The following is a 24,362-nucleotide window of genomic DNA, read 5'->3' as shown; positions in this document are numbered from 1 at the left end:
TTATGATTAAAAATATTTTTAAAAAATCGCACGTATCTCAACCAAATGAACATATTGATCCAGAATATAACTTTGAAACAATTGATCTTGATAAAATGATCACTCAATTAGGTGAAATTACCAACACTAACAATGGTGCTCATATTAAGCTAGTGAATTTGTCGAAAAAATATGAAGGAAACGAAAAATACACCCTTAAGGACATTAATTTAGAAATTAAACCAGGTTCATTTTGTATTTTTCTTGGTCCAAGTGGATGTGGAAAAACTACCTTATTAAGAATGATTGCCGGACTTAACTCAATTACTTCAGGAGATTTATTATTCAATAATAAAAGATATAATAACTTACTTCCTAATGAACGTAATATTGCTATGGTATTCCAATCGTATGCTCTTTATCCACATATGAACGTGTATAACAACATTTCATTTGGGCTTAGAATTGCTAAAGAACGGAAAGATATCATCGATCGTCGGGTAAAAGATGTTGCTAAAATTCTCAAAATTGAAGATTATTTATATCGTAAACCAAGAGACCTATCTGGAGGTCAAAGACAAAGGGTAGCTATTGGTCGGGCAATTTCGCGGAAACCTTTGGTCTTTTTAATGGACGAACCACTTTCAAACCTTGATGCTAAATTACGTGAAAGCATGCGGAGAGAAATTGTTTCTATTCATAGATTGCTCAAAACCACTAGTATTTACGTTACTCACGATCAACTTGAAGCTATGACTATGGGTGATCAAATTGTTGTCTTTAACGATGGTTCAATTCAACAAAGCGGAAACGGAAGAGAACTTTACTTTAAACCAGCTAATTTATTCGTAGCTAAATTTATCGGTTCACCAACTATGAACACATTTGATGCTACTTTTGAAAATGGTAAACTAGTTTCAAGTGATAAAAGTTTAAGCATTGAAATTAATCCTCAAACTGCTTCATTACTGCACCCTGACCAAGAACTTGTGGTCGGATTTAGAAGTGAAGATATTAAAATTTCGTCAATCCATGAGCACAATAGCACTCAAGCAATTGTTTTTAACATTGAGCTAATTGGTAAAGATCAATTAATTTTAGCTAAAATTAATGAAACACTAGAGTTTATTATTACTGCACCAAACAACGAAGAGTATGAACTTTATCAAAAAATCCAACTCAAATTTGATAATTCTCGTGTCCATATTTTTGATAAAGTTACTCAGAAAAGAATTAACTAATGAAGTGATTTGTTAACTATCAACAACGAAAAATTTTAGTGCTAATTTCACTTATTTTTGGTTTAGTTGTTCTGATTTTACTTGGATTGTTAATTAGTAAATTTTATGGTCGGATTGCATTTGATCGAGAATGATTAACTGAGCGATTAAAAGATGAACTCAATGATAAAAGTCAAGCCGAATTTGTTGCAATTTTAAATCAACGTTCAACTAGTTTTCAACTTAAAACCGTCTTTTTAGTATTAGTTTCAATTTCTATTAGTTCTCTTTTAATCAGTGTGTTCTTATCAAGTCTTTCATTATACGGATTATTTAGTAACAAATTTAACGGGAATAAAATCATTAAATATAACGTTTGATTTGCACTCATTGCATTTGTGTCAATCTTCTTTATTGTTGCTCTTCAACCAATTGAGCTTACCATTGCTCGAACAGTTAATATTAGCGGAAAGAATGTTAATATTACTCAATCTAGTGACCGAATTAATTATTCACTTGCATGAGCTTCAATGTTTATTTCTTTTGCGTTAATGATTATTTTAATTAATTCACGCTTAAAATATGGATTTTTAAGCAAAGATATTATTTTAAAACGCAAATTCAAACCAATTGCATAAACCCAAAACGAGCAAAAACGGACAAATATAACTTTGTCCGTTTTTTAAATAATAGTAATTTAGTTACATTTAATTCGGTTAAAATGAACTGAATTATAATCCAGTATAATTTATTTATTTAAGCAAAGCAGTTATCAAACCTAGGAATTTTATACTTTTAGGTTTAATAAACTTTTTATATAATTTTTAACTAAAACACACAAAATAAGGAGTAAGATGAAGGAACTTTTTTCTCAAATTAATTTAGTTAATAAACATATTATTAAAAACAGAATTGCAATGGCACCTATGACTACTTATGCTTCAAATGAAGATTTAACTATTTCTGATCAAGAGTTAGAATACTACAAACATAGAAATAACCAAATTGGATTATTAATCACTGGGTGTACATTTGTTTCGGAAAATGGAATTGGATTTAGCAATCAATTTGCCGGATATGATGATAAATTCATTCCTAGTTTAAGCAAATTAGCTCAAGTCACTAAAGCAGGTGGAGCAAAAGCAATTTTACAAATTTTCCACGCAGGAAATAAAGCTGATCCTGAACAAGTTCAGGATATTGTTTCTGCAAGTAATGTAGGAGTAGCGAATAGCAAGGTAAAAGTTAGAGAATTAAGTGAGTTAGAAATTCAACAAATAATCCAAGATTTTGGACACACAACTAAAAGAGCTATTCAAGCCGGTTTTGATGGAATTGAAATACATGGAGCTCATGGATTTTTAATTCAAAACTTTTTATCACCTTATTTTAACAAACGAAACGATCAATGAGGCGGTAGCTTACAAAATCGTATGCGTTTTGCTTTAGAGATTGTAAAACAAGTTAAAAAGGTAGTTGAGCAAGAAAATAAAAAAGACTTTATTATCGGATACCGGATTTCTCCAGATGAACAAATTGAAAATGGTTTAAAAGTTACTGATACTTTACAACTTACCGAAAAATTAGTTAACTTAGGAGTTGATTATATTCATATATCACTTTTTCAAGCATATCAATCAAAACCTCAAGGATATGAACAAGCTTATGTTCAATTATTTGCTCAACAAATTAATAAACGTGCAACATTAATTAGTGCTGGACAAATTCAAACACCAGATCAAGCAATGCAAGTCTTAAAATTAGGAGCTGATTTGGTTGCTTTAGGACAAGTTTTAATTACCGATCCAGATTGGATTATAAAAACTCTTTCAGGTAATGAAGAACAAATTGAACATTTTCTTTCTCGTAAAAAAGTTAAGGAATTAAAACTACCAGATTTAATGTGAGAAAAAATTCAAAAAACACCAGGCTGATTTAAAATTAAAGATTAACAAAAACCAAAAATGCTAATTTTGAGCGAAAATAAATTTCAGTTGTCGGCAACTGAAATACAAAAACATTTAAATCTATTTTCTGAACATTTTAATTATTGCCCACTATTATTATTAGCGGTTCGAATTTTATCAATTGCAGCTTCGATTGTAGACTTTTTCCCGTTTATTAATCCTTCTAATGATTCTTTTACAAGAGAAGAAGCGTTAGAAGGGATTTGTACTGAAGTGAAAACATCCAATAAAGATCTTAATTTATTAATATCTTTTTGGGTTTCAGCCAAGGAAATTGACTGATCAATATTTGTTTTAAAATAAGTTTCAAAAGATTGTTCTCTTTCTGCTGTTCCTTTATCAAACAATGAATTAAGACCATTAGATTTAGATGATAATCTTACATAAGCTTGGAAGTATCTCTTTAAATCGCTTGGTGTTGGGTTTGGTTTTTCGTAATCTTTTATTGAGTCGCTTTCTGTTTCACAAGACATAGCAACAACAGTAGGAATCGCTGTAATTGGTAAAATAGTTAGTCATTTAAATAGTTTTTTCATATATTATACCTTTCATCTAGATTTTTGATAGTTTATTGTACATCTTGATAATTATATTATTATTATTATTTATAAAAAAGCTTATTTTTATATTTAAAGATTTTTAATTCGGTCAAATTATAATAATCTTGTTATACTCTAAAATATAAAGTTTGACACACTTGTTTTCTCACGAAGGTGTTAAAGAATTAAAAACACCAGATTTAATGTGATAGCAAATCTAAAAAATACCAGGTTGATTTAAATTAAGAAACAATAAATACTAAAAAGACATTTTAGGGATAATAAAGTTCAGTTGCTTACAACTGAATTTTATTTTTGACTTTCGATTTTTGAAATTTCACTTTTAATTGAATTAATTTTTACTCCTGAATAAGCTTCTATTACTGTTCTTGTAAGTGAAGTAGCATTTGAAGGGATTTTTGATGAGGTAAAAACATCTAATAAAGCTTTTAGTTTATTGAGATCCTTTTCATTTTTTGCTAATGTCAATTGTTCGTCAAAATTTTTTTCAAAGTAATTCTTAAAAGAATCTTCTCTTTCTAACGTTCTTTTATCAAAATTAAAATCACCTACTGCAGAAGTTATTCTTATATATGCTTGAAGATATGCTTTTAAATCACCTATGGTTGGATTTGATTTTTCATGATCTTTTATTGATTCGGTTTCTACTTCTCTTGTTTCACAAGACATAGCAACAACAGCAGGAATTGCTGCAATTGGTAAAATAGTTAATGTCTTAAATAGTTTTTTCATCCATACCTTTCTTCTTGTTTTCTGATTGCTTATTTTTATTTATTATATTTTTTTATTAAAATTAAGGAAAAAATTACTTAATTTATCAAACTGTATTTATTTATACTTTTATCAATGGAGTAAAGAATTTATTATAATTTTTGGTATGAAGTCAATTGGTTTTATAAATGGCAAAGTATATCTTTCAAACGCAAAATTTACACAATCTTTTTTAATTAAAGAGCATAAATTTTTAAAAGTAGGTTTAAACGAACAAATTCTTAATGAACAACCAGATCGAATTATTGATTTAAAAGGAAAAACGGTAATTCCTGGATTTATTGATAGTCATGTGCACTTCTTTTTTTCAGCTAAATATGCCCATTATCTTAATATTGAATCAGCTAAAAATTTTTCTGATATTGCTAAATTAATAGAGCAACATCAAAAGAAACACAATATTCAAAGTAATAGTGTTTTAATTGGATATGGATTAAATGAAGCTAACTTACAAGAAGCAAGAATTCCAAAACGAACAGATTTAGATCAAATGCTCGAAAAAGTTCCTTTATTTTTGTGAAGAAATGATTATCATTCCGGTGTTTATAACACCAAAGCTTTAAAAAGATTTGACCTTTTTAAGCAAAACGCAACAAATCTAGGTTCAATTATTGAACTTGATGAACAAGGTTGACCAACTGGTTTTGTTCGTGAAATGATCACTTGAAGAGTTGATAGTCTCATGTCACAAGCAGATATAGAAAAAGAAGTTGCTTATCTTAAAGAGTACGTTGAGTATGCAAATGAGCTAGGATTAACTGGGATTTATACTTGTGATTTAAGAAATTCAAATTGACAAAGTAGCCTTGAGCAAATTCAAATGCTCAAGAATGAATTAACTTTAGAAGTTTATCATCAACTGTGATTAACTGAAAGGAACTGATTAAACGATTTTATTAGCAAAAAAGATCAATTTATTTTACCGGATAATCACAAATTAGCGGCCATTAAGGTTTTTGCTGATGGAACTATTTATTCGAGCACAGCTTCACTTGATTACAGATTAGCAAAAAAATTTAAACAAGAGAGTTTAAAAGCTTACACAGAAGATAACAATTTTGACAAATATGTGCAAGAAATGAACCAATATGGTTTTGCAGTGACTACTCATGCAATCGGAAATCGTGCGATTGCTTCAGTGATAGAAAATTATCAAAAAGTCGATCCAAGTAATCATGCAAGAAACGCAATTATTCATGCTTCTTATTTAGATTCTAATCTGATTAAGAGCTTAGCTAAAAGCAATATACCTGTTGGTTTTGAAATGTGTTCTGTTGGCAATAAAGTAATTGGTGATTTAGAAGAAAGTCTTTTACCGTTTAAAACTTGCATCAAAAACAAAGTTAGTGTTGGAATGTCAACTGACCATTTAGTCTTTCCGCTCGATCCATTAAACAATGTTTATGGAGCACTTAATCATCCCAATAAAAAAGAAAGAATAAGTATTTATGAGGCTATAGATGCTTACACCAAAGGTTCAGCTTACTTTATGAACGCAGAAAAGATTATGGGTCAAATTAAAGAGAATTATTTAGCTAATTTTGTTATTTATGAACAAGATATCTTTGATCAAAACAATATTGAAAAGCTTAAAACAATTAAACCATTCCAAACCTGGTTTAGAGGAAAAGCTGTTTGAACCAAAGAAAAATAAGAGAATACAAAACATAGCAGAAAATTTTGATATGCACACACCTTTTAAGTTAGTGTTTACTGTCTAACTTTTGGGATTCAAATCAAACTCAGCTATGTTTTAATTTTTTATTTAACTTATCTTTTTAAAATCTTGGATTCATGTGGTGCAAGCAAGTAACTAGTACTAGAATTTATTAGCGAACTAAATAATGTTTGGTAATATTTATATTGTTCAAATTCATACGAATTATCGCTAAAATTGTGTATAACCACAATTTCATCATTATTATGGACCACTTTATAGATTATGAGTTTTTGTTCATAATCAACTTTAATAAATGATAATTTTTCATTTATTTGTTCAGGAGTAATTAAATTAAAGTGATCATATTGCAATTTAAAAGCATTTAAATTGCTCATAAATTGATAAATATGTTCTTTTATTTGTTTATTATTTAAATTATTTCATTTTAAACCATTAACATAATCAGAAGTTTTGTATGAATTTTCATGTACAGAATTTTGATCGGGTTTTAAGTTTAAAAAATCATCAATGTTCATGGGGAGACATTTATGTGGATCATCACCAGTGATATCACATGGTTTGCTATGAAGTAGTTCAGTTCCAGCTAAAATTAGTTTTCTTCCTTGGGTTGTATAAAGCATAATTAAAGCTTTTCGATACATTTCAAGCAAGCTAACAAAATCATTAGTTTGTGCATGTACAGCAATTTTATCTCAAAGTGTCAAACCATCATGACAGGCAACATATGCTAAATTTGTGGTTGTATTTTCATTAAAGAGATCATAAAAATAAGTTGAGTGTTCAATATCTCCTCAATTATAATTTTTAATATTACCAGGGATTGAAGAGACATAGACTTGAAATGCTTGATAGGTATTTTGAAAAATTAAACCTTTTTTCTCTTTTTCTCCTTCATAGCATGTAATTGAATTTCTTAATGAATCATTAAAATATCCAAATTCAAAATTATTTGAATTATAACCTTTGATATAAGTGCTCTTAAATTCTAAATCTGAATAAGGTCAAGCTTCACCATGTAAAATGATGTTTGGCTTGATTTTTTGCAATTCTTGAGCAATTACTTCATGAGTTTCTTTATCAAAAAAACTTGATAAATCAAAGCGAAAACCATCAACATCAAAATATTGGACAAAGTATTTTAAAACATCAATCATTAACTTACGAGTCATAGTTCTTTGAGTTGCCAGAGGTGGTTGATCTACAGGATGAACCTTAGCATTTTCTCGGAAATAATAACCAGGAAGAATGTTGTTTAAAATATCATTATGGAATAAATGGTTGAAAACAACATCTAAAATAATCCCAATTCCGTTTTTATGAGATTGATTAACAAATTCACTAAACTCTTTAATTCTTGCGAGTGGATCTTTTGGATTGGATGAATAAATTCCGTTTATAGTGAAGTAATTATTTGGATCATATCCCCAGTTATAATTAGTATTTCATCCTTGTCCTTGACCATGTTGAATAATGCTTTGATCAAATTCATTAACCATATAAGTACTTTGAATTGGAAGTAATTGTACGTGAGTGAAATTAAGCTCATTGAGATTTTGAAAAATATTAGCTTGCAGTGCTGCTTGAAAAGTTCCTTTAGAAGTTGAAAAATTTTGCTCGAGCAAACTAGTATAATCACGAATGTGTAATTCGTAAATAATTGCTTGATTATTGTGAATGATTTTGTTTTTTAATTGAGCTGGTTTGACAATTTCTTTGTTTGAATCAAAAATAAAACCTTTTCCAACTTTTTGCTCAAAATGATTAAAAGGAGCCATTGATTTAGCATATGGATCAAGGACAAAAGTTTGAGTATTATTCTGATGAGTGATTTTAAATTGATAATAAGTGTATTCAAAACTTGAATCAAGTAAGATTGTTCAAACTGAACCTTGTTTATGCATTGGTAATTGAATACATTCGTTTGAATTGCTGTCTTTAAAAATTAAGATATCCACATTTTTAGCTAGTGGTTGTCATAACTTGATTTGAATTTGTTCATTTAAAAAGACCACACCTAAATCATTGTGATCATAAGCAAATTGTTGATCAAATTGTTTAATTTGATTATCAGATAATGTTTTAAAATTCATAGCAATATAAATTGTATTCTTTTTACTTACTGAATTAAGATTAATTCTTGAATATGCAAGTAAAAGCAAAAATATAAGTTCTTGCAAAAACCTTAAAAAATGATAATTTTTATGTTTACGTTTCCATGCTTTTTGTGGAAAATTTTTCCATTTTTTTGTGTATTTTAAAGTTTCAATTATAATCAAAACGTATGAGAAAAAAGGTTGTTTTCGCTTCTTGTTTATTGCATGTTTCTTTCCTGAAAAACAATAAGAATTTAGAGTGAATTTTATTTAAAATTTCCCTTCAAAAGATTAATATTAATAGGAGAAATAATTCAAAAAAGCAAATATTTATCAATTATGATAAATTTTTACCTCCTTAAAAAGTGGACATAATTAATATTTTAATTATTTTAAGCACCTCAATTAGAGAAGGTATCAATAAAAGCTAAATTAGTTTTTATTAATATCTATCTATTTAATTATTAATACAAATTTAAAATATAAATTTTGTATTAATTTAAACCTAAAACAAACCAAAAAAACTAAACATTTTAAGGATAAATATGAAAACTAAAACAAAAAGAACTTTATTTTCTCTTGGTGCATTTTTGTTACTAGGTACTTCAATTGGAATTACATTTCAAACAGCAAAAACTATTTATCAACATCAAAGTAGTTTACCTGTAAATTCAAACAACCAATCCTATCTACAGAACCAAGAGTATAAATCACAAAATAAAGTAGATAATTTAAAAGTCAAAGATTTAAAAAGCAGGACCAATCACTTACAGTTTCTTGTTCAAGAATTACAAGAGCTCAATTTATCAAGTAAAAATTTAAATGCTATTGATATAAATGAGCAAAATATTTCTAAGAATGGATATAAAAACTTAGAAAAACAACTTTTATCTTGAAAGAATAATTTAACTAAAAAAGTCACAACTTTCAATCAAACATTAAAAAACCTTTTGGATAAAAATAATCAGAATTTAAACCAAGAAACCCAACAAGGAATCACTAATTCACTAAATAAAGGTAAAGCAATAATAGAATTATTAAACAAAACCAGTTTTAATGATAATAATACTATGATTCAAGCGTTTAAAGCTATTCAAAAAGTCCAAAATACTTATTTGAATCAATTAAGTAATACCATTAATTTAATAATAAGTCAAATTGACCAACAAAATCAAGAAATTGATAATCTTAAAAAACAAATAGCACAGCGTGATAATAAAATTAAAGAATTTGCTGAAAAACTAGCTAAAAATCTTAAATTTAATTTAAAATTAATTGCTCAATTTAAAAAAGCATTAAAATATTTTAATGACTTCGATCTCGAGAAAGTAAATAAAACCGAAAATGACAAAATCAAAAATAAAGTCAAAAAAGTACTAAAACTTTTAAATGAAAAACAAACTTTATTTAATGGCTTTTTTGGACAAATTCAGAATTCTTTAGCACAAGCAAAAGCAGCTAATGATTATTCACAAGTTCAAAGTTATGATTTAGATCAAGTCAATACAAGTTTTAGAAAAATTATTAAAGAATATGAAGGTATTAAAGATTCAATCATTTCTTTATATACAAAAGGTATCCAAGATAAAGCATTGAAAATTAGCGATTTAAAATCACAAATAAAAAATACTCAAACTCAATTAGATGCTTTAAATGAACAAAATACAAAACTAAAAGAAAATCTTACTCAAATTAAAACTGATTTAAAGACTAATCTAGATTTTTTACTTGAAAACCAAATCAACTCATTAAGTGCAATTGAAGCTACAATTAGAAGTTCACAATTTGGAAACACAACTAATTTAGCAAATCGTTTAATGACACAAATCAACACTTTAACTGAACTTAAAGGTAAATATAGTGCAGAGAATTATGCTCAAACATTTACTCCTGTAGCGAATCAAGCACATGAATTAGCACAACAAGTTATTAATGAGTATAAAACAAGTGTGCTTGACCCTCTTAATGCACAATATCAAAACATATTAGCACAATTAACAGACACTACAACCCAATTAGAAAATGTTCAATCTCAACTAACTTTAAAACAACAAGAATTACAAAACACAAACAATTCTTTAAAATCAGTTCAAGATGAATTAAACCAAAACCAAGCAACTCTACAAAGAACACAAGAATCTCTAAAAACAACTCAAAATGAACTCGAAACCTTAAATGTTAAAGTTGTAGATAATAAAACTAAAGCCAAAGATACTTATAATTCTGTTAAACAATTATATGACAACATCAAGAATAAAGCACAAACTTTTATTGATGAAGTAAACGATGATAATACTAATGTTAATGAATTAAAGAATAATCTAGCACAAACTGTACCAAGTTTTGACCAAAATTATTCGCTGCAAGAAATGCAAGAAAGTATTAAAAATTTAATTGATATGTTAACTCAATTAAGCAATTTGTTTAACAGTACTTATCAAGAATATTTTAATCAAAGAACAATATCATTAAATAGCACTGTTGATTCATTAAGAAATAACAATCAAGTGCTCGAAACAACCATTAATAACTTAATAACAAAACAAGCAACTTTTTCAAGTGCTTTAACTACCAATACTGATACATTACTTAGACAATATCAAAGTCTTAAAACACTAGCAACTAAAGTTAAAGACCATGCTAAAAGTTATCAAATTAACACTAGTGATTTAGATAAATTGCTTAATTTACAAGATTTATCAACTCCTAAAAATATTAATGAGCAAATTAACTATATCAAGGAATATACTGACCGAATTAATAAGTTAACGAGTGAAATAACTAAATTTAATAAAATGATTGTTGATCATGTGGAAAAACAAAATACTTCTTTGATTAAGGACAATAAGGAAAAACAAAAAAGAATTGACCAACTAGAATCAAATTTAGATGATTACGATAGTCAAAAAATAATACAAGAACAAAACAAAAATCTTAAATTACATGAAGAACTAGAACAAGCTCAATATGAATTAAAACAAGCAAAAAACAAATTAAATGAGTTTAAAGATATAATTAAAAGTTCAAAAGAATATCAAAATGCAACCCATCTGGAGCAAATATCTGACTTTGTAAATCCTTTGTTAACAGGCTACTTTGGGGATGAAAATATAGATGAATTTGGGAAATATTTTAAACAATTAACTGGTAAAAACCCAGATCAAGTTGGGGTTATTAATAGAATAAAATTAGACCGTCAAAACCATCGACAAAATAGAAAAATTCGAATCGCTTATATTTATCCAACTGATCCCGAAGAAATTTTATTTAAGACAATACAAATAGACCCAAATAAAGACGAACAGGTCATTTCATTAGATAGTCGAGAAGCAATACTCAAGTATAACAAAAATGATCAAGACCCAGTTCTAATAGAAGAATTTTTAGTTATAAAGCGATTAGGAGATGATTATGAAATTTCAAGTGTTATTGCTAGGTCATTGCAAATGAGTCACCCAAATCTAGATATAAAACAAACATTTCATCCAATACCAGTAAAAGGCAATTTACTTGCTCACTATTCAGTGATAGGAATCAACTGAGTTGATTAATTTTAATAAATACCACAAATTCATGTGACATTTATTAAATTCAAATTTAATTTAATATGAAGTCAAATTTGTTATTAAAAGTTAATAATGTATTTAAACCATTTTTAGTTTTAATTGCACCTTTAAGTTTAACAGGAATGACTATTTTAAGTACTATATTTATTACTTCTTGTAATACTAAATTCTTAAAAAAACCACCCAATAATGCTAAGCCTAATCCTGTTTTCAATCCAATAGTTTCTACACCCCCTACAAATAACTCAAAAAAACCTATTGAGCAAATATCGCGACCCTTAACTAAACATCAACTAAACGAATTAAATGAATATAAAAAAACATTAAATATTATTTTAGATGATAAAACTATTCCCTTATCACAAGAATTTTTAAATTATTTAAATAATTTACTTTCTCGTACTACTGACGTTAAAAGCGATTCTGATATTTGAAAATTCAAAGTTATAAACCCAAATCTTTTATTAAAAAATTACAAAATCTTTAAAGATGAATTTTTGAAATCTAACGAATTAATTTCTAGCCCACAAGATAAGCAAGAATGAATTAGAATATTTAGAAATAATTCAAATCTTATTAAAGAAAAAACGAACTTTAATTTAGAATTCACCTCTGATGATTTTGAAAGTATAATGAAAGATTTTTATATTTATAAATTAAATCAACAAATTACTTTATATAAAAAGCATCCTTATTATTTACAACCCCTTGAACGATTAAAAAAACTCTTATATTATTATCAAAATAATGAAAAAAAAGTTTTTTTCCAATGGGGAATTGATAAAAATAACAAGTTTTCTTTAGACCCAAGCAAATACTATAGTGCAAATATTGATTTTTTAAAGATTGATAACAAATATATTTCTGATTGATTGAAATACTATCAACGTTGAAACTGAATTTTTGTTGATGATAAAGATAAAATGCCTAAAATTCAAGATCAAGATATTCAAGCTTTACAAATTAAGTCGGAATTTAAAGATAACCAAGTTCTGAGTGAATATATTAAAAGACAAATTGATTTTTTACCAGATAAACATTATGAACTCTTCAATAAAAACTCATTAGAATTATCAAGACACCAAGACAAAATCGTCAACGAAATAAATAAACTTAAAAAAACAAAATATGTTTTTAAAAGGGTTGTCAAACTAGTAGAACATACTTTCAAAATAGGAGATAAAAAAAATTCTTTTCTTTTTGATGAATCAGTCCAAAGCATGGATTACGTCAAATTTGGTAAATATTTAAAACAAAATATTTCCACTAATTCATATAATCCATATAATAATTTACTTTGAAAACAACCTAACTTATTTTCAAATGGAACATATAGAAGATTAATAACTGAAAAAATAAACCCAAAACATATTACAAAAGAAGACGGAAATATTAAAGTTAATTATACACTTAAATTATCCAACGAAGAGATTGATAAAATTGAATTAAAACATTCTTGAATTGATCCAACCCCAGAATACAATAAATGATTTAATCATTGAAAAGATGTTTTACCAAATATTATTAATAAAAATTGAGATATTAAAAACAAAATCAAAGCAATTGCTTATTATATTGCTACAAACACAACTTATTTAACTCCTATTGAAAAAGAATTTAATTATAATGGATATGGATTTTATAATCCTACTCAAATTTTCACTAATGACCCAGAAATTCAATGTGTTGGATATAGCATGAACTTAGCTGCTGCACTTACCATTTTAAACATTCCTGTCAGAATTATGGATGGAGCATACTTCGGGGACTCTTTATCAACAGTGGCAGATGGTGGGCACGCTTGAAACGAAGTGTTTATTGACGGCAGATGAAAAGCGATTGATTTAACTAATTGAGATAAAGCGGATTTTACAACTAAAAAACAACAAATATATGAACTTAAAGACGATGTGGATTTATTCTTAGAACGCAATTCCGAATGAATGAATCATTTTAGACTTAAAATATGTTCTTACGAAACCACCATCATGTTTTATCAAAACCCCAAAGAGTACGAATATCAAGATTTACCCGATAGTCTTTAGAGTTTTAATTAAAACCTATAACCAATACATAAACCTGGACAAGTTTTTTGGAATCTTTTAAATATTTATAGTTTCACCTCAAGCTTCTTGAGGTGTTTTTCATTTTAATATTGATTGATATCGTTCAGTGTTGTATCAATTGATGTAATTTTCTATTTCATTTTTAAGTTCTTGATAATTTATTTTGCTGTAATTTAATTTATTCAAACATTCGCTTTTAATGTTTGAAAAGAAATATTCTACCTCTCGGTTGTCTAATGAATTTCAGACTCTACCCATTGATATTATTCCGTTATTTTCTTTAATTGTATCAACAAAGAGTTTAGAAGAATATTGAACCCCATGGTCAGAATGGATGATTCATTTATCATTAAATTTAATGTTTTTAATATGAGACAATACTAAGTTAACATCGTTTGTTTTACCAATTTGTCAATTGATAATTTTTTAGTTCGATGATGAATAGCTACAGATAAATAAACGTGATTTTCATTCACGTCATTTGGTGCTTTGATATATGTTACATCAGTAGTTATTATATTTGCATTTTTACCGTTATAATCTCTTTTTACTAAATCTGGATATTGTACGTTTGTATTTTTGATTTCTAGTTTTCTTCTTGCTTTTCTAATTTGACAAATAAGAGTTAATTTTTTCATGATTCAGCCTGATTTTTCTGGGTTCTATGTAAATATTGTATCTTCTTTTAATATAAACAGATAATCTTTCTCTTCCATAATTTTCTTTGTTTTCAAAGAAAGATTTAGTAATAATTTCTTCTATTTGCAATTGTTTTGTGTTGTGCTTGATTGGTTTTTGCTTATTCTTAATTTGATAATAATAAGTTGACGAACTAATTCTAAATTGGTTAAATGCAAGCTTTTTGCAAATTCCCTTCTTTTCTATTTTACTAATGTCAACATTTATATTGTTTTCCTCGAATGTTTCTTCGTAAATTTCAAGAATTTTAATTATCTGATCCATAGGAACTTTGGTTCAATCGATTTTTTGTTTTTCTTTGGTCTCCCAATACCTTTACCTTTTTGGGTGACTTACCAGTTTTACTATAAATCACATCATTGTTTTTAAAAAATCATTGTATTTATGATTGAAATATCTTCTTATCTGATCATCTTGAAAGTTCTTATTAAATTCCTTTATAGAGATAAACTTAAATTCACTTTTTGATATTTCGTTATTTTGATACTTTTCATAATATTCAAACCACTTTAATCATTGTTCAGGTTTCAATTGACTCATAATATACCTCGTTTTAATTATAAATTAAAAAGACACGCTCTCCAATTTGCGTGTCCAGGTTTACATTTACAAAATGTATTGGTTTTTCCTGAGTTTCCCAGTTACAGGAGTTAAAAAACCGTTTATATCCAATAAATGTGGATAAACGGTTTTTTATTTGCTATTAGTTATAAATTTTGAATCATTAAAATTAAATCTTCATATAATTTTCAACTTTCATTAGTTGATTTGTTTTTATCTTTGAATATTCTAACAACTTCATCTGTGTGAGAATCTTTAATTGATGAAAATGTTAGAGTATTTAATGCTTCTAAAATATCAAATTCACTAAAAAACTTGTCCTATTTTAAACAATAGAAAATTCTTTTGATAGATTTGATTTGAGAGCAATATCAGGTGATTTTCTTGCTCATTACTCAGTAATAGGTGTTAAGTGAGTTAATTAATTTTAACAAATACCACAATTTAATTTGGTATTTGTTAAAATTCAACCTATTTTATATTTATAATTTAATTTAACATGAAGTGAAGTTTTTTAAAAATTAACAATGTATTTAAACCATTTTTATTTTTAACTGCATCTGTAAGTTTAACACTAATAATTATTTTAAGTACACTAGTTATTAGTTGTAATAATACTAAATCCTTAAAAAATATACCTAGTGATTCTGAAACTAATCCTATTCCTATAAATCCATCAAAAAATATAATTTCTCCAAAACCTAAGCAAGAAAATCAACTACCAAAATCAGAACCTTTAGAATTAACCAAAAATCAAAAAGAACAGTTAAATAATTGAAGAACACAATTTAACAAAATTATTTTAGATAGTCAAACCATTCCCTTATCACAAGAATTTTTAAATCATTTAAATGATTTAAAAAATATATTAAACGAAACAAAAACTCAATCTGAATTTTTAAAACTTAGCTCTAAAGCCCTTGATAATTTACTGGAAGGTTATAGAGTTTATAAGAAAGAATCTTTAAATTCTAACGAATTAATTTCTAGTTTCCAAGATAAACAAGAATGGTCTAATTTATTTAAAAATAATTTAATTAATCATTCAAAATTAACAACCGAAAATCTTAAAGAATTAAAGAAAGAATTTTATATTTATAAATTAAAACAACAAATTGATTTATATGAAAAGCACCCATATTATTTACAACCTCTTGAAAGATTGAAAAAACTTTTATATCATTATCAAAACAATTATGATGAATATGTTATTTTACAATGAGGAATCGATGAAAATGACAAGTTTTCTTTAGAACCAAGCAAATACTATAGCGAAAAAATTAATCATGTTGTAATTAATGATAAGTATATTGATAATTGATTAAAATATTATCAAAGGTGAAATTGAATTTTTGTTAACGAAAAAGACAGACTAGCTAAAATTCAAGATAAAGACATTCAAGCTTTACAAATAAATCCAGAATTTAAAAACAATCCAGTTCTGAGTGAATATATTAAAAGACAAATCAATTTTCAACCAGATGGATATGAAGAACTTTGAAAAGCTGATCCTATAAATCCCGAAAAAGTAGATTATAAGAAGTTAAAAAAATTAATGGATAATAATGGTACTTTTTATAATCATGAAATTTATAAAAAGTTTAACGAGCAAAAAGAAAAAATCATTAATGAAATCAATAAGCTAAAAAAAACAAAATATACTTTTGAACCAACCAAAATATTAAAACAACATTATTTAAAAATAGGAGATAAAGAATACAAATTCTTTGCTGATGAATCTATCGCAAGCATGGACTTTGCAAAATATTATAAATATCTAAAACTTATAGAGTTCCAACACAAACCTGCAGCCAGCGAAGATTACCATATTTATAATAATTTATTTTGAAAAAATCCTAATTTATTTTCTGACGGGAATTATAAAAGCATTTTTTCTGAATTAATCAATCCAAAACACATTAGAGAAAAAGGTGAATATATCACAACAGATAGTTCTTTTCAATTAACCGAAGAGGAAGCACAAAAACTAAAGGTAGATCCTTGAATCAATCCAATTCCAGAATACAAGAGATGATTTAATAAATGAAAAGAAATTTTACCAAATATTATCAATAAGAATTGAGATACTAAAACCAAAATTAAAGCAATTGCTTATTACATTGCAACAAATACAACTTATTTATCCCCTGTTGAAAAGGATTTTAATTATAATGGATATGGATTTTATAATCCTGCTCAAATTTTTACTAACGATCCAGAAATTCAATGTGTTGGATATAGTATGAATCTAGCAGCTGCTCTTACCATTTTAAACATACCTGTCAGAATTATGGGTGGGAAATACTTTGGAAATCCTTTATCAACAATAGCAAATGATGGACATGCTTGAAATGAAGTCTTTGTTGATGGAAGATGAAAAGTAATTGATTTAACTAATTGAGATAATGCAGAAACTGTAGTTTCAGAAGAAATATTTGAAATAAAAGATGATACAGATTTATTCTTAGAGCGTAATTCAGATTGAATGAATCGATTTAGACTTAATCTATCCTCTTACGAAACCACCATCATGTTTTATCAAAACCCCAAAGAGCACGAATATCAAGATTTACCTGATAGTCTTTAGAGTTTTAATCAAAACTTACAACCAATACACTAATAATGTATTGGTTTTTTATATTGTATATTAAATTTTATCAACCCATTCTCAATGCATTTCATAAATTATTAATTTTGTGGAAAAAATAAAAAATTAATTTGACTTATCAAGAATTTAAATGTTATTGGAGTGTTTATTTTCTATAATTTACATACCTTTAATTTAAAAATTAAATTAAAAAGACTAAAGAACAGGAATAATCATGAAAACAATTAAATTAGAAGATCGAATTATTTACCAAATTTTTCCTCGATCATTTATGGATTCAAATAATGATGGAAACGGTGATTTAAAAGGAATTACCAGCAAACTCGATTATTTACAAGAACTTGGAATTAATGCCATTTGACTTTGTCCAATTTATGCAACTAATTTTGTTGATGCAGGGTATGATGTACTAGATTATAAAAATGTGTGAGAGCAATTTGGGACACTGGAAGATTTTAAAGAACTTGCCCAACAAGCACAAAAACGGGGAATAGACATTATTATGGACATTGTCCTTAATCACGTATCCAATGAACATGAATGGTTTCAAAAAGCAATTGAATCAACTGAAAATGTTGAGCACAATTACTTTATTTGAAGAGAACAATTAACTGAACAAGAAAAGCAAGCTAAATCTATTTTTGGTGGAAGTGCATGAGAATATGTACCAAGCATTAACAAATATTATTTTCACTTATTTGCTAAAGAACAAGTAGATTTAAACTGAGAGCATCCTGATACACTTAAAGCTATGGTTGAGGTGATTGATTTTTGGTATGCTTTAGGGGTTCGTGGATTTAGACTTGATGCCATTAAACATGTTTCGAAAAACTTTGCAGAATTAAACCATAATCCTAAATTCGCTTGATGTAAGGGAGCGACAGATTATTTAAAAGAGTTTAATAAATTAGCGTTTGCAGATAAACCAGACACTTTTACCTTAGGAGAAGCCAGTGGAATTACTCATGATGAATTAATTCAGTATGCAATCACAGATAAAGTTGCTGATAATTATTACAATTTTTCATGATGATGAATTGGTTGAGGAAGGCAAACCGGAAGAAACGGGTATGATTCACTTTGAGATTACAAACAATTTGCACTGAGACAAAAAGAATTTCAAGTTGATGAGCAAGTTCATCCATCAATGATTACCAACTTTTTATCTAATCACGACACTTCACGGAGTGTATCGCGTTGAGGATGTGAAACTATTTTCAGAAATCAATCAGCTAAATCTCATGCCATTATGCTTTTTACTCTTAAAGGAGTGCCAAGCATATACTATGGTGAAGAAATTGGACTTTTAAACATTCATTTTGATAATCGAGATCAATTTAAAGATGTTGATACACACAATTCATTCAAAAATATGGTTGATCGGGATAAAATTTATACTGAAGAAGAAATGTTGCTTTATTCAAATATTAATTCTCGGGACTCAGGAAGAGTGACTATGCAATGGAACTCAAGTATAAATAGTGGATTTAACACCGGAGCAACCCCATGAATTAAATTAGGAAGATTTAGCGACCAAATCAATGTTGAAAAAGAAAGTAAGAATCCACATAGCATTTTGAATTTTTACAAACAAATTATTCACTTAAGAAAAACTACCTACCATAATGTTTTGATTTACGGAAAAGCAAACATTGAAATTTTAGACAGTGGAATTATCAAAATTACTCGTTGAAATGAGAGCGAAAAACTAATTGCATATCTTAACCTAACATCAAAAGAAATGCATTTTGATGGACTAATCAAAGAACTAATTCTATCTTCATGATCAGATTATAAAATACCAAGCAAAGTATTAAGACCATATGAATCAGTGCTTGTTAAAGAATAAATAATTTTTATAAGAGAGAGAAAAAATGGAATTTTTAAAATATGATTTAGATAAGAAAACTATTTCGCAAATTAAATTTGACAGCACAAAAACAGCTAAAACTGAAAGTATTTTTGCACTTGGGAATGGATATTTAGGAATTAGAAGTGCTGATGAAGAACCTGCTATTTATAACAAAGAAGACTTTTTTGTTAATGGAATTTTTAATAAATCTTCCCAAGAAGATGTTTCTGAATTAGCTAATTTAGCTGATTTGATGACCACACCTATTTTGTTGAATGGAAAACAAATTCAGCTCCAAGAAGATGATGAGTATTTAAAAACTCTTTTTATAAAAGAAGGGGTTTTACAACGTAGAGTTATTATCAAAAGAGAACAAGGAACTTTTGAACTTAATTTTGAACGATTTGTGTCTCAAGAACAAAAAAACGTTTATGCACAAAAAATAGATATAAAAGTTTTAGAATTAAACAAAAATTATCCAAATATTAAACTAACAATCATTCCTGCTATTAATGGTCAAGTCACTAACACTGGTTCACAGCACTTTGCTGAAGGGCTTAAATCTCGCCCAACCAAAGAATCATTACAAATGAAGCAATGAACCACTTTTTCTAAGAAAATAGTAGTGCATAATTTAATTACACAAGCTAGTTTAAATCAACAAAGAATTTACGGAGGAAATGATGATTATTTAATCACAATTTCTCGGAGAAAAGTAGCTTTTAAAATTAATGTCACCTTAAAAGAAAATGATGAATTTGAGTTGATTAAACTCATGTCTGTTCACACTGGAGTGGGTTTAGAAAAAGAAATTTTGCCTGATGATTTAGTTATTGAACATGCAAATAAAAAACACGAGCAATTATTAAGGGCTGATTATCAAACATTAAAACAAGCATCAATTCAGGCAATGAATACTAAGGTTTGAAATCAATTTTTTGTTCAAATTGAAGGAGATTCTTTTGAATCTAAATATGATACTTTGGCTCTAGAATTTGGAATCTTTCACTTAAATTCGTTTGTACCCAAAGATTCAATTTTCAAAAACGTTGGAGCAAAAGGGTTAAGTGGGGAAGGATATCAAGGACATACTTATTGAGATACAGAATTTTTTATTAATCCTAATTATTTATTTACTAACCCCAAAATTGTCCGTAATTTACTCACCTATCGTTATTTAGGTCTTCAAGGAGCTCGGGATAAAGCAAAAGAAATTAAGATAAGACCACAAGAAAGTAATCTTGAAGGAGCTCAATTCCCATGAGAAATGGCTTGGCCAAGTGAAGGAGAAGTTTGTCCATATTGAGGTCAAGCTGATATTATCACTGGTGAGCAAGTTCCAATTGCTTCGCGGAGACAAGAAATTCACGTATCGGCTGATGTAGCATATGCAATTAACCAATATTATCAAGTAACAGGTGATGAAGAATTTATGGAATCAATGGGTTATGAGATGATTATTGATACTGCTTATTTTTACACTAATCGTGCAGAAAAACAAGCTAATGGAGAATATCATATTAAAGACGTCATGGGCCCAAATGAATATAAAGGAAACATTGATAATAATGCTTATATTAATAAATTAGCTCAATTTAATATTCAATTAGCATTAAAAGCAATTGAAAAATTATCTTCAACTCCTCAAGGATTGGCATTATTGCAAAAGATTTATCAAAAAATTCCTTATCCAATAAATGTGGACAAAATGAAAATAGTTGTTGCTAAATTAAAACAACAATTACCTAATCAAGACCTCATTATTGCAGAAAATGATCAATTTTTGAAACTCCCTAAAAATGATGTTTCACAATTTCAAATGCTTGGGGATGCAGGAAAAAAATTATTCAATACGACTCAAGGACATAATCTTTTATCTTCACAATTAGTTAAACAAGCCGATGTAGTCCTTTTAACTTCCTTGTTTCCACATTTATATTCTAAAGAAATCAGAAATGCTAATTTTGATTATTACGAAAGTATCACTACTCACGATTCATCACTTTCACCGGCCACTTACGCTATTGAAGCTGCCCGTTTAGGTAAAATTGAGAAAGCCTATCAATTGTTTAAATATGGAATTAACATTGACTTAGGAAACAATATGGAATCTTCAAACCAAGGAATTCATGCCGGAAGTTTAGCGGCCATTTGACAAATGATTGTTTTTGGGTTTGGTGGTCTTGATTGACATAATGATCAATTACACATTCATCCCAATTTACCTAAAGAATGGAATAATTTAAAATATAATTTTAGCTATGCTAGTGGTGAATTTTTAGTATCAGTATCTAAAGAAGATTTTGAAATTATCTGCTTGAAACAAGCTAATAAGCCTCTTATCATCAATAATAATGAATTCATGTTTAAACTCCTTGAGGTTCAAAAATTCCTAATTCAAGGATAAAATGTATGAAAAAACAAATTCAAGGTTTTGTTTTTGACTTAGATGGAGTGATTACTGATACAGCTCATTTACACTATTTAGCTTGAAAAGGTGAATTAGCTAAATATCATCTTGAATATAGTGAGCAAGAAAATGAACCACTTAAAGGATTACCAAGAAAAGACACACTAATTGCTATTTTGCAAGCTAAAAATGTGCTTGAACAATTCTCGAACACTCAAATTGAACAAATGTGTTTTAATAAAAACGAAGAATATAAAAGATTGTTACAAACCAATTTAGACTCAAGTGCTATTTTACCTGGGATAGAATCGTTTTTAAAAGAGTTAAAAATGCATAATTATAAAATTGCTTTAGCTTCTTCCTCGCATAATGCTCCTTTAATTTTAGAAAAAATTGGTTTAATAAGCTATTTTGATTTTATAGTTAATCCGAAAAATGTGCAAAAAGGTAAACCAGCACCAGATATTTTTCTTCAAGCAGCTCAAGGACTTAAATTGTTCCCTCAAGAATGTATTGGAATTGAAGATGCTCATTCAGGTGTTCAAGCAATTATTGATGCTCAAATGCATTCAATTGCAATTATTCCTCAAGGTAATGAACATTTATTTTTATCTTGTGATCTTGTTTTTCATTCAACTCAAGAACTAAAATTAAACAAGATTTTAAAAATGGTTTAAATCTATCCTAAAAGATAAGCAAAATTAAGATTTTTTGTTTCTTATTTTTGCTTATCTTTTCATATTCTAAATAAGATTGCTAAATGTTACATTATAATAATAAAATACTTAAAACGAAAACAAGATAGCAATTGATAGATTTAATAAACAATTTTTAAATTGGAAAAATGATGAAAAACTTACCTTATGATGATAATAGTGTAAAAGATATTTTAAAGTATTCTAAAAAACTAATAGGTTCAACTTTTGAAGATATATTGAGAAAAGTGTTAGATGGATTTTTATTAAATGAAAAAATAAATTATTATAACAACAGCAACAACAAAGGTGGTTTAGGTAATTTGTTGGAAGAGTATCATTTTTTCTACAAACCTAATTCTGATTCGCAACCTGATTTTGAAAAAGTGGGAATGGAGCTAAAAGTTACACCTTACGAAACAACCAAGAATGGAATTAGAGCAGGTGAACGTCTTATAATTTCAATGATTCCAAACAATAAACCTATAGAAACAGAATTTAAAGGTTCATATCTTGAAAATAAAATTAAATTAATGCTAATGGTTTGGTATCACCGAAGTCAAGAACAACTCAAAACTAATTATAAAATCAATTATGTTAATTTATTTGATATATACGATGAAATATGCTCAAAAGACTTAAAAATCATTCTAGAAGATTATAAAATTATCGTTAATAAAATTACAAGTGGAAATGCTCATCTTCTCTCAGAGTCAGACACAAAATATTTAGGTGCTTGTCCCAAAGGTGCAAATTCAAATAAAATTTTACAACCACAATTTTATAATAAACTCATACCTGCTAAAAGAAGAGCTTTTTCACTTAAGCAATCTTATATGACATACATATTAAACAATTATGTTGATAAAAAAAGTGAATATAATCTTGACCCAATTTTCACAAAAGAACAATTAGCAAAAAACCAGTTTGATGATTTGGTGCTTCAAGTCATTGATAAATATGTTGGACAAAAAGAAGAAAGCTTGTATAAGTTATTTGAAATTAGTACCCAAACCAATGCTAAAAATATCAATCAAACACTTGTTTATCGCATGTTAGGTGTTAAAACTCTAAATGCTGAAGAATTTGCTAAAGCAAATATTATCGTTAAAACAATTAGAGTTCAATTAAATAACAAACCAAAAGAAAGTATGTCATTCCCTAAAATTAAAATTAGAGAATTTGTTAAGCAAGATTTTTATAATTCAAATGAATATAATTTCTTTGAAACAACCCGATTTTTATTTGTTGTTTTTCAAGAAAAATTAAATGGGGAGTATATTCTTAGAGGAGCAACATTTTGAAATATGCCCATTAATGAACTAGAAAGTATAGGAAAACAAGAATGAGAAAGCTATAAAAACAAATTATTAAATGGAGTTAATTTTCAAATTAAAAAAGAAAAATCAGGAAAAGTTGTTGTTCATAATGATTTACCAAAGAAAAGCCAAACTCAAATTTTTCATTTAAGACCCCATTCGCTAAAAAGTGCCTATTTAATAAATGGAATTAAATATGGTAATGGAAGTGAAAAAGACATGGACACGTTACCAAATGGAGATAAAATGACACACCAATGTTTTTGATTTAATAATGAATATATATCAAAAATAATTAAGCATTTATTAAAATAG

At 27.3% G+C, this 24,362-nt stretch carries 14 protein-coding genes and 1 pseudogene; 11 read left to right on the top strand and 4 right to left on the bottom strand.

All coding sequences use genetic code 4. The features are described 5' to 3' along the window. Positions 1-2 precede the first annotated feature (2 nt). The 3 genes from AC1RP9_RS03450 to AC1RP9_RS03440 all read left to right on the top strand — a co-directional run bounded on the left by AC1RP9_RS03450 (position 3) and on the right by AC1RP9_RS03440 (position 3,151). Positions 3-1,220 carry an ABC transporter ATP-binding protein gene (locus tag AC1RP9_RS03450; protein ID WP_481822194.1) on the top strand — a complete coding sequence of 406 codons (1,218 nt, stop codon included), beginning with the start codon at positions 3-5 and terminating at the stop codon, positions 1,218-1,220. Further along, positions 1,220-1,837, top strand: coding sequence for a hypothetical protein (locus tag AC1RP9_RS03445; protein WP_481822192.1), 618 nt, complete (start codon positions 1,220-1,222; stop codon positions 1,835-1,837). Before AC1RP9_RS03450 ends, AC1RP9_RS03445 begins: the two co-directional genes overlap by 1 nt. A 216-nt stretch (positions 1,838-2,053) precedes the next feature. Then, entirely contained in the window at positions 2,054-3,151 is a 1,098-nt protein-coding gene (locus AC1RP9_RS03440; protein WP_481822190.1) for an NADH-dependent flavin oxidoreductase, read from the top strand. A gap of 95 nt (positions 3,152-3,246) precedes the next feature. Here AC1RP9_RS03440 and AC1RP9_RS03435 read toward each other — a convergent pair whose 3' ends face one another. Further along, complete coding sequence (locus tag AC1RP9_RS03435) at positions 3,247-3,702, bottom strand: hypothetical protein (RefSeq protein ID WP_481822188.1); 456 nt, start codon at positions 3,700-3,702, stop codon at positions 3,247-3,249. A 312-nt stretch (positions 3,703-4,014) separates the two neighbouring features. Continuing rightward, the gene (locus AC1RP9_RS03430; RefSeq protein WP_481822186.1) at positions 4,015-4,458 is read right to left on the bottom strand and encodes a hypothetical protein; all 444 of its coding nucleotides are present in this window, start codon (positions 4,456-4,458) and stop codon (positions 4,015-4,017) included. 145 nt (positions 4,459-4,603) lie between these two features. On the opposite strand from AC1RP9_RS03430, the gene AC1RP9_RS03425 reads away from it, so the two are divergent. Beyond that, positions 4,604-6,151: an amidohydrolase gene (locus tag AC1RP9_RS03425; RefSeq protein WP_481822184.1), complete on the top strand. Its 1,548-nt coding sequence runs from the start codon at positions 4,604-4,606 to the stop codon at positions 6,149-6,151. Positions 6,152-6,267: 116 nt separating this feature from the next. On the opposite strand, the gene AC1RP9_RS03420 is transcribed toward AC1RP9_RS03425, so the two are convergent. After that, the gene (locus AC1RP9_RS03420) at positions 6,268-8,337 is read right to left on the bottom strand and encodes an alpha-amylase (RefSeq protein ID WP_481822182.1); all 2,070 of its coding nucleotides are present in this window, start codon (positions 8,335-8,337) and stop codon (positions 6,268-6,270) included. 479 nt (positions 8,338-8,816) lie between these two features. On the opposite strand from AC1RP9_RS03420, the gene AC1RP9_RS03415 reads away from it, so the two are divergent. Both AC1RP9_RS03415 and AC1RP9_RS03410 read left to right on the top strand, forming a co-directional pair. Next, on the top strand, positions 8,817-11,822 hold the full coding sequence (locus AC1RP9_RS03415; RefSeq protein WP_481822180.1) for a hypothetical protein: 3,006 nt from the start codon (positions 8,817-8,819) through the stop codon (positions 11,820-11,822). A 56-nt stretch (positions 11,823-11,878) separates the two neighbouring features. Then, positions 11,879-13,882: a transglutaminase-like domain-containing protein gene (locus tag AC1RP9_RS03410; RefSeq protein WP_481822178.1), complete on the top strand. Its 2,004-nt coding sequence runs from the start codon at positions 11,879-11,881 to the stop codon at positions 13,880-13,882. A 57-nt stretch (positions 13,883-13,939) separates the two neighbouring features. On the opposite strand, the pseudogene AC1RP9_RS03405 reads toward AC1RP9_RS03410, so the two are convergent. Continuing rightward, positions 13,940-15,142: pseudogene (locus AC1RP9_RS03405) on the bottom strand (DDE-type integrase/transposase/recombinase). 520 nt (positions 15,143-15,662) lie between these two features. Between AC1RP9_RS03405 and AC1RP9_RS03400 the strand changes: the two are divergent. From AC1RP9_RS03400 to AC1RP9_RS03380, 5 genes are all read left to right on the top strand, one after another. Next, entirely contained in the window at positions 15,663-17,750 is a 2,088-nt protein-coding gene (locus tag AC1RP9_RS03400) for a transglutaminase-like domain-containing protein (protein ID WP_481822176.1), read from the top strand. Between the two features lie 235 nt (positions 17,751-17,985). Further along, positions 17,986-19,620 carry an alpha-amylase family glycosyl hydrolase gene (locus AC1RP9_RS03395; RefSeq protein WP_481822174.1) on the top strand — a complete coding sequence of 545 codons (1,635 nt, stop codon included), beginning with the start codon at positions 17,986-17,988 and terminating at the stop codon, positions 19,618-19,620. A gap of 25 nt (positions 19,621-19,645) precedes the next feature. Continuing rightward, positions 19,646-22,030 carry a glycosyl hydrolase family 65 domain-containing protein gene (locus tag AC1RP9_RS03390; protein WP_481822172.1) on the top strand — a complete coding sequence of 795 codons (2,385 nt, stop codon included), beginning with the start codon at positions 19,646-19,648 and terminating at the stop codon, positions 22,028-22,030. 5 nt (positions 22,031-22,035) lie between these two features. Beyond that, complete coding sequence (gene pgmB, locus AC1RP9_RS03385) at positions 22,036-22,710, top strand: beta-phosphoglucomutase (protein WP_481822170.1); 675 nt, start codon at positions 22,036-22,038, stop codon at positions 22,708-22,710. A 170-nt stretch (positions 22,711-22,880) separates the two neighbouring features. After that, positions 22,881-24,362, top strand: coding sequence for a Sau3AI family type II restriction endonuclease (locus AC1RP9_RS03380; protein ID WP_481822168.1), 1,482 nt, complete (start codon positions 22,881-22,883; stop codon positions 24,360-24,362).

The organism is Mycoplasma sp. 3686h (assembly GCF_056781225.1).
Note: the sequence above shows the minus strand (reverse complement) of the source record. Positions and strands in the feature narration are given on the sequence as shown.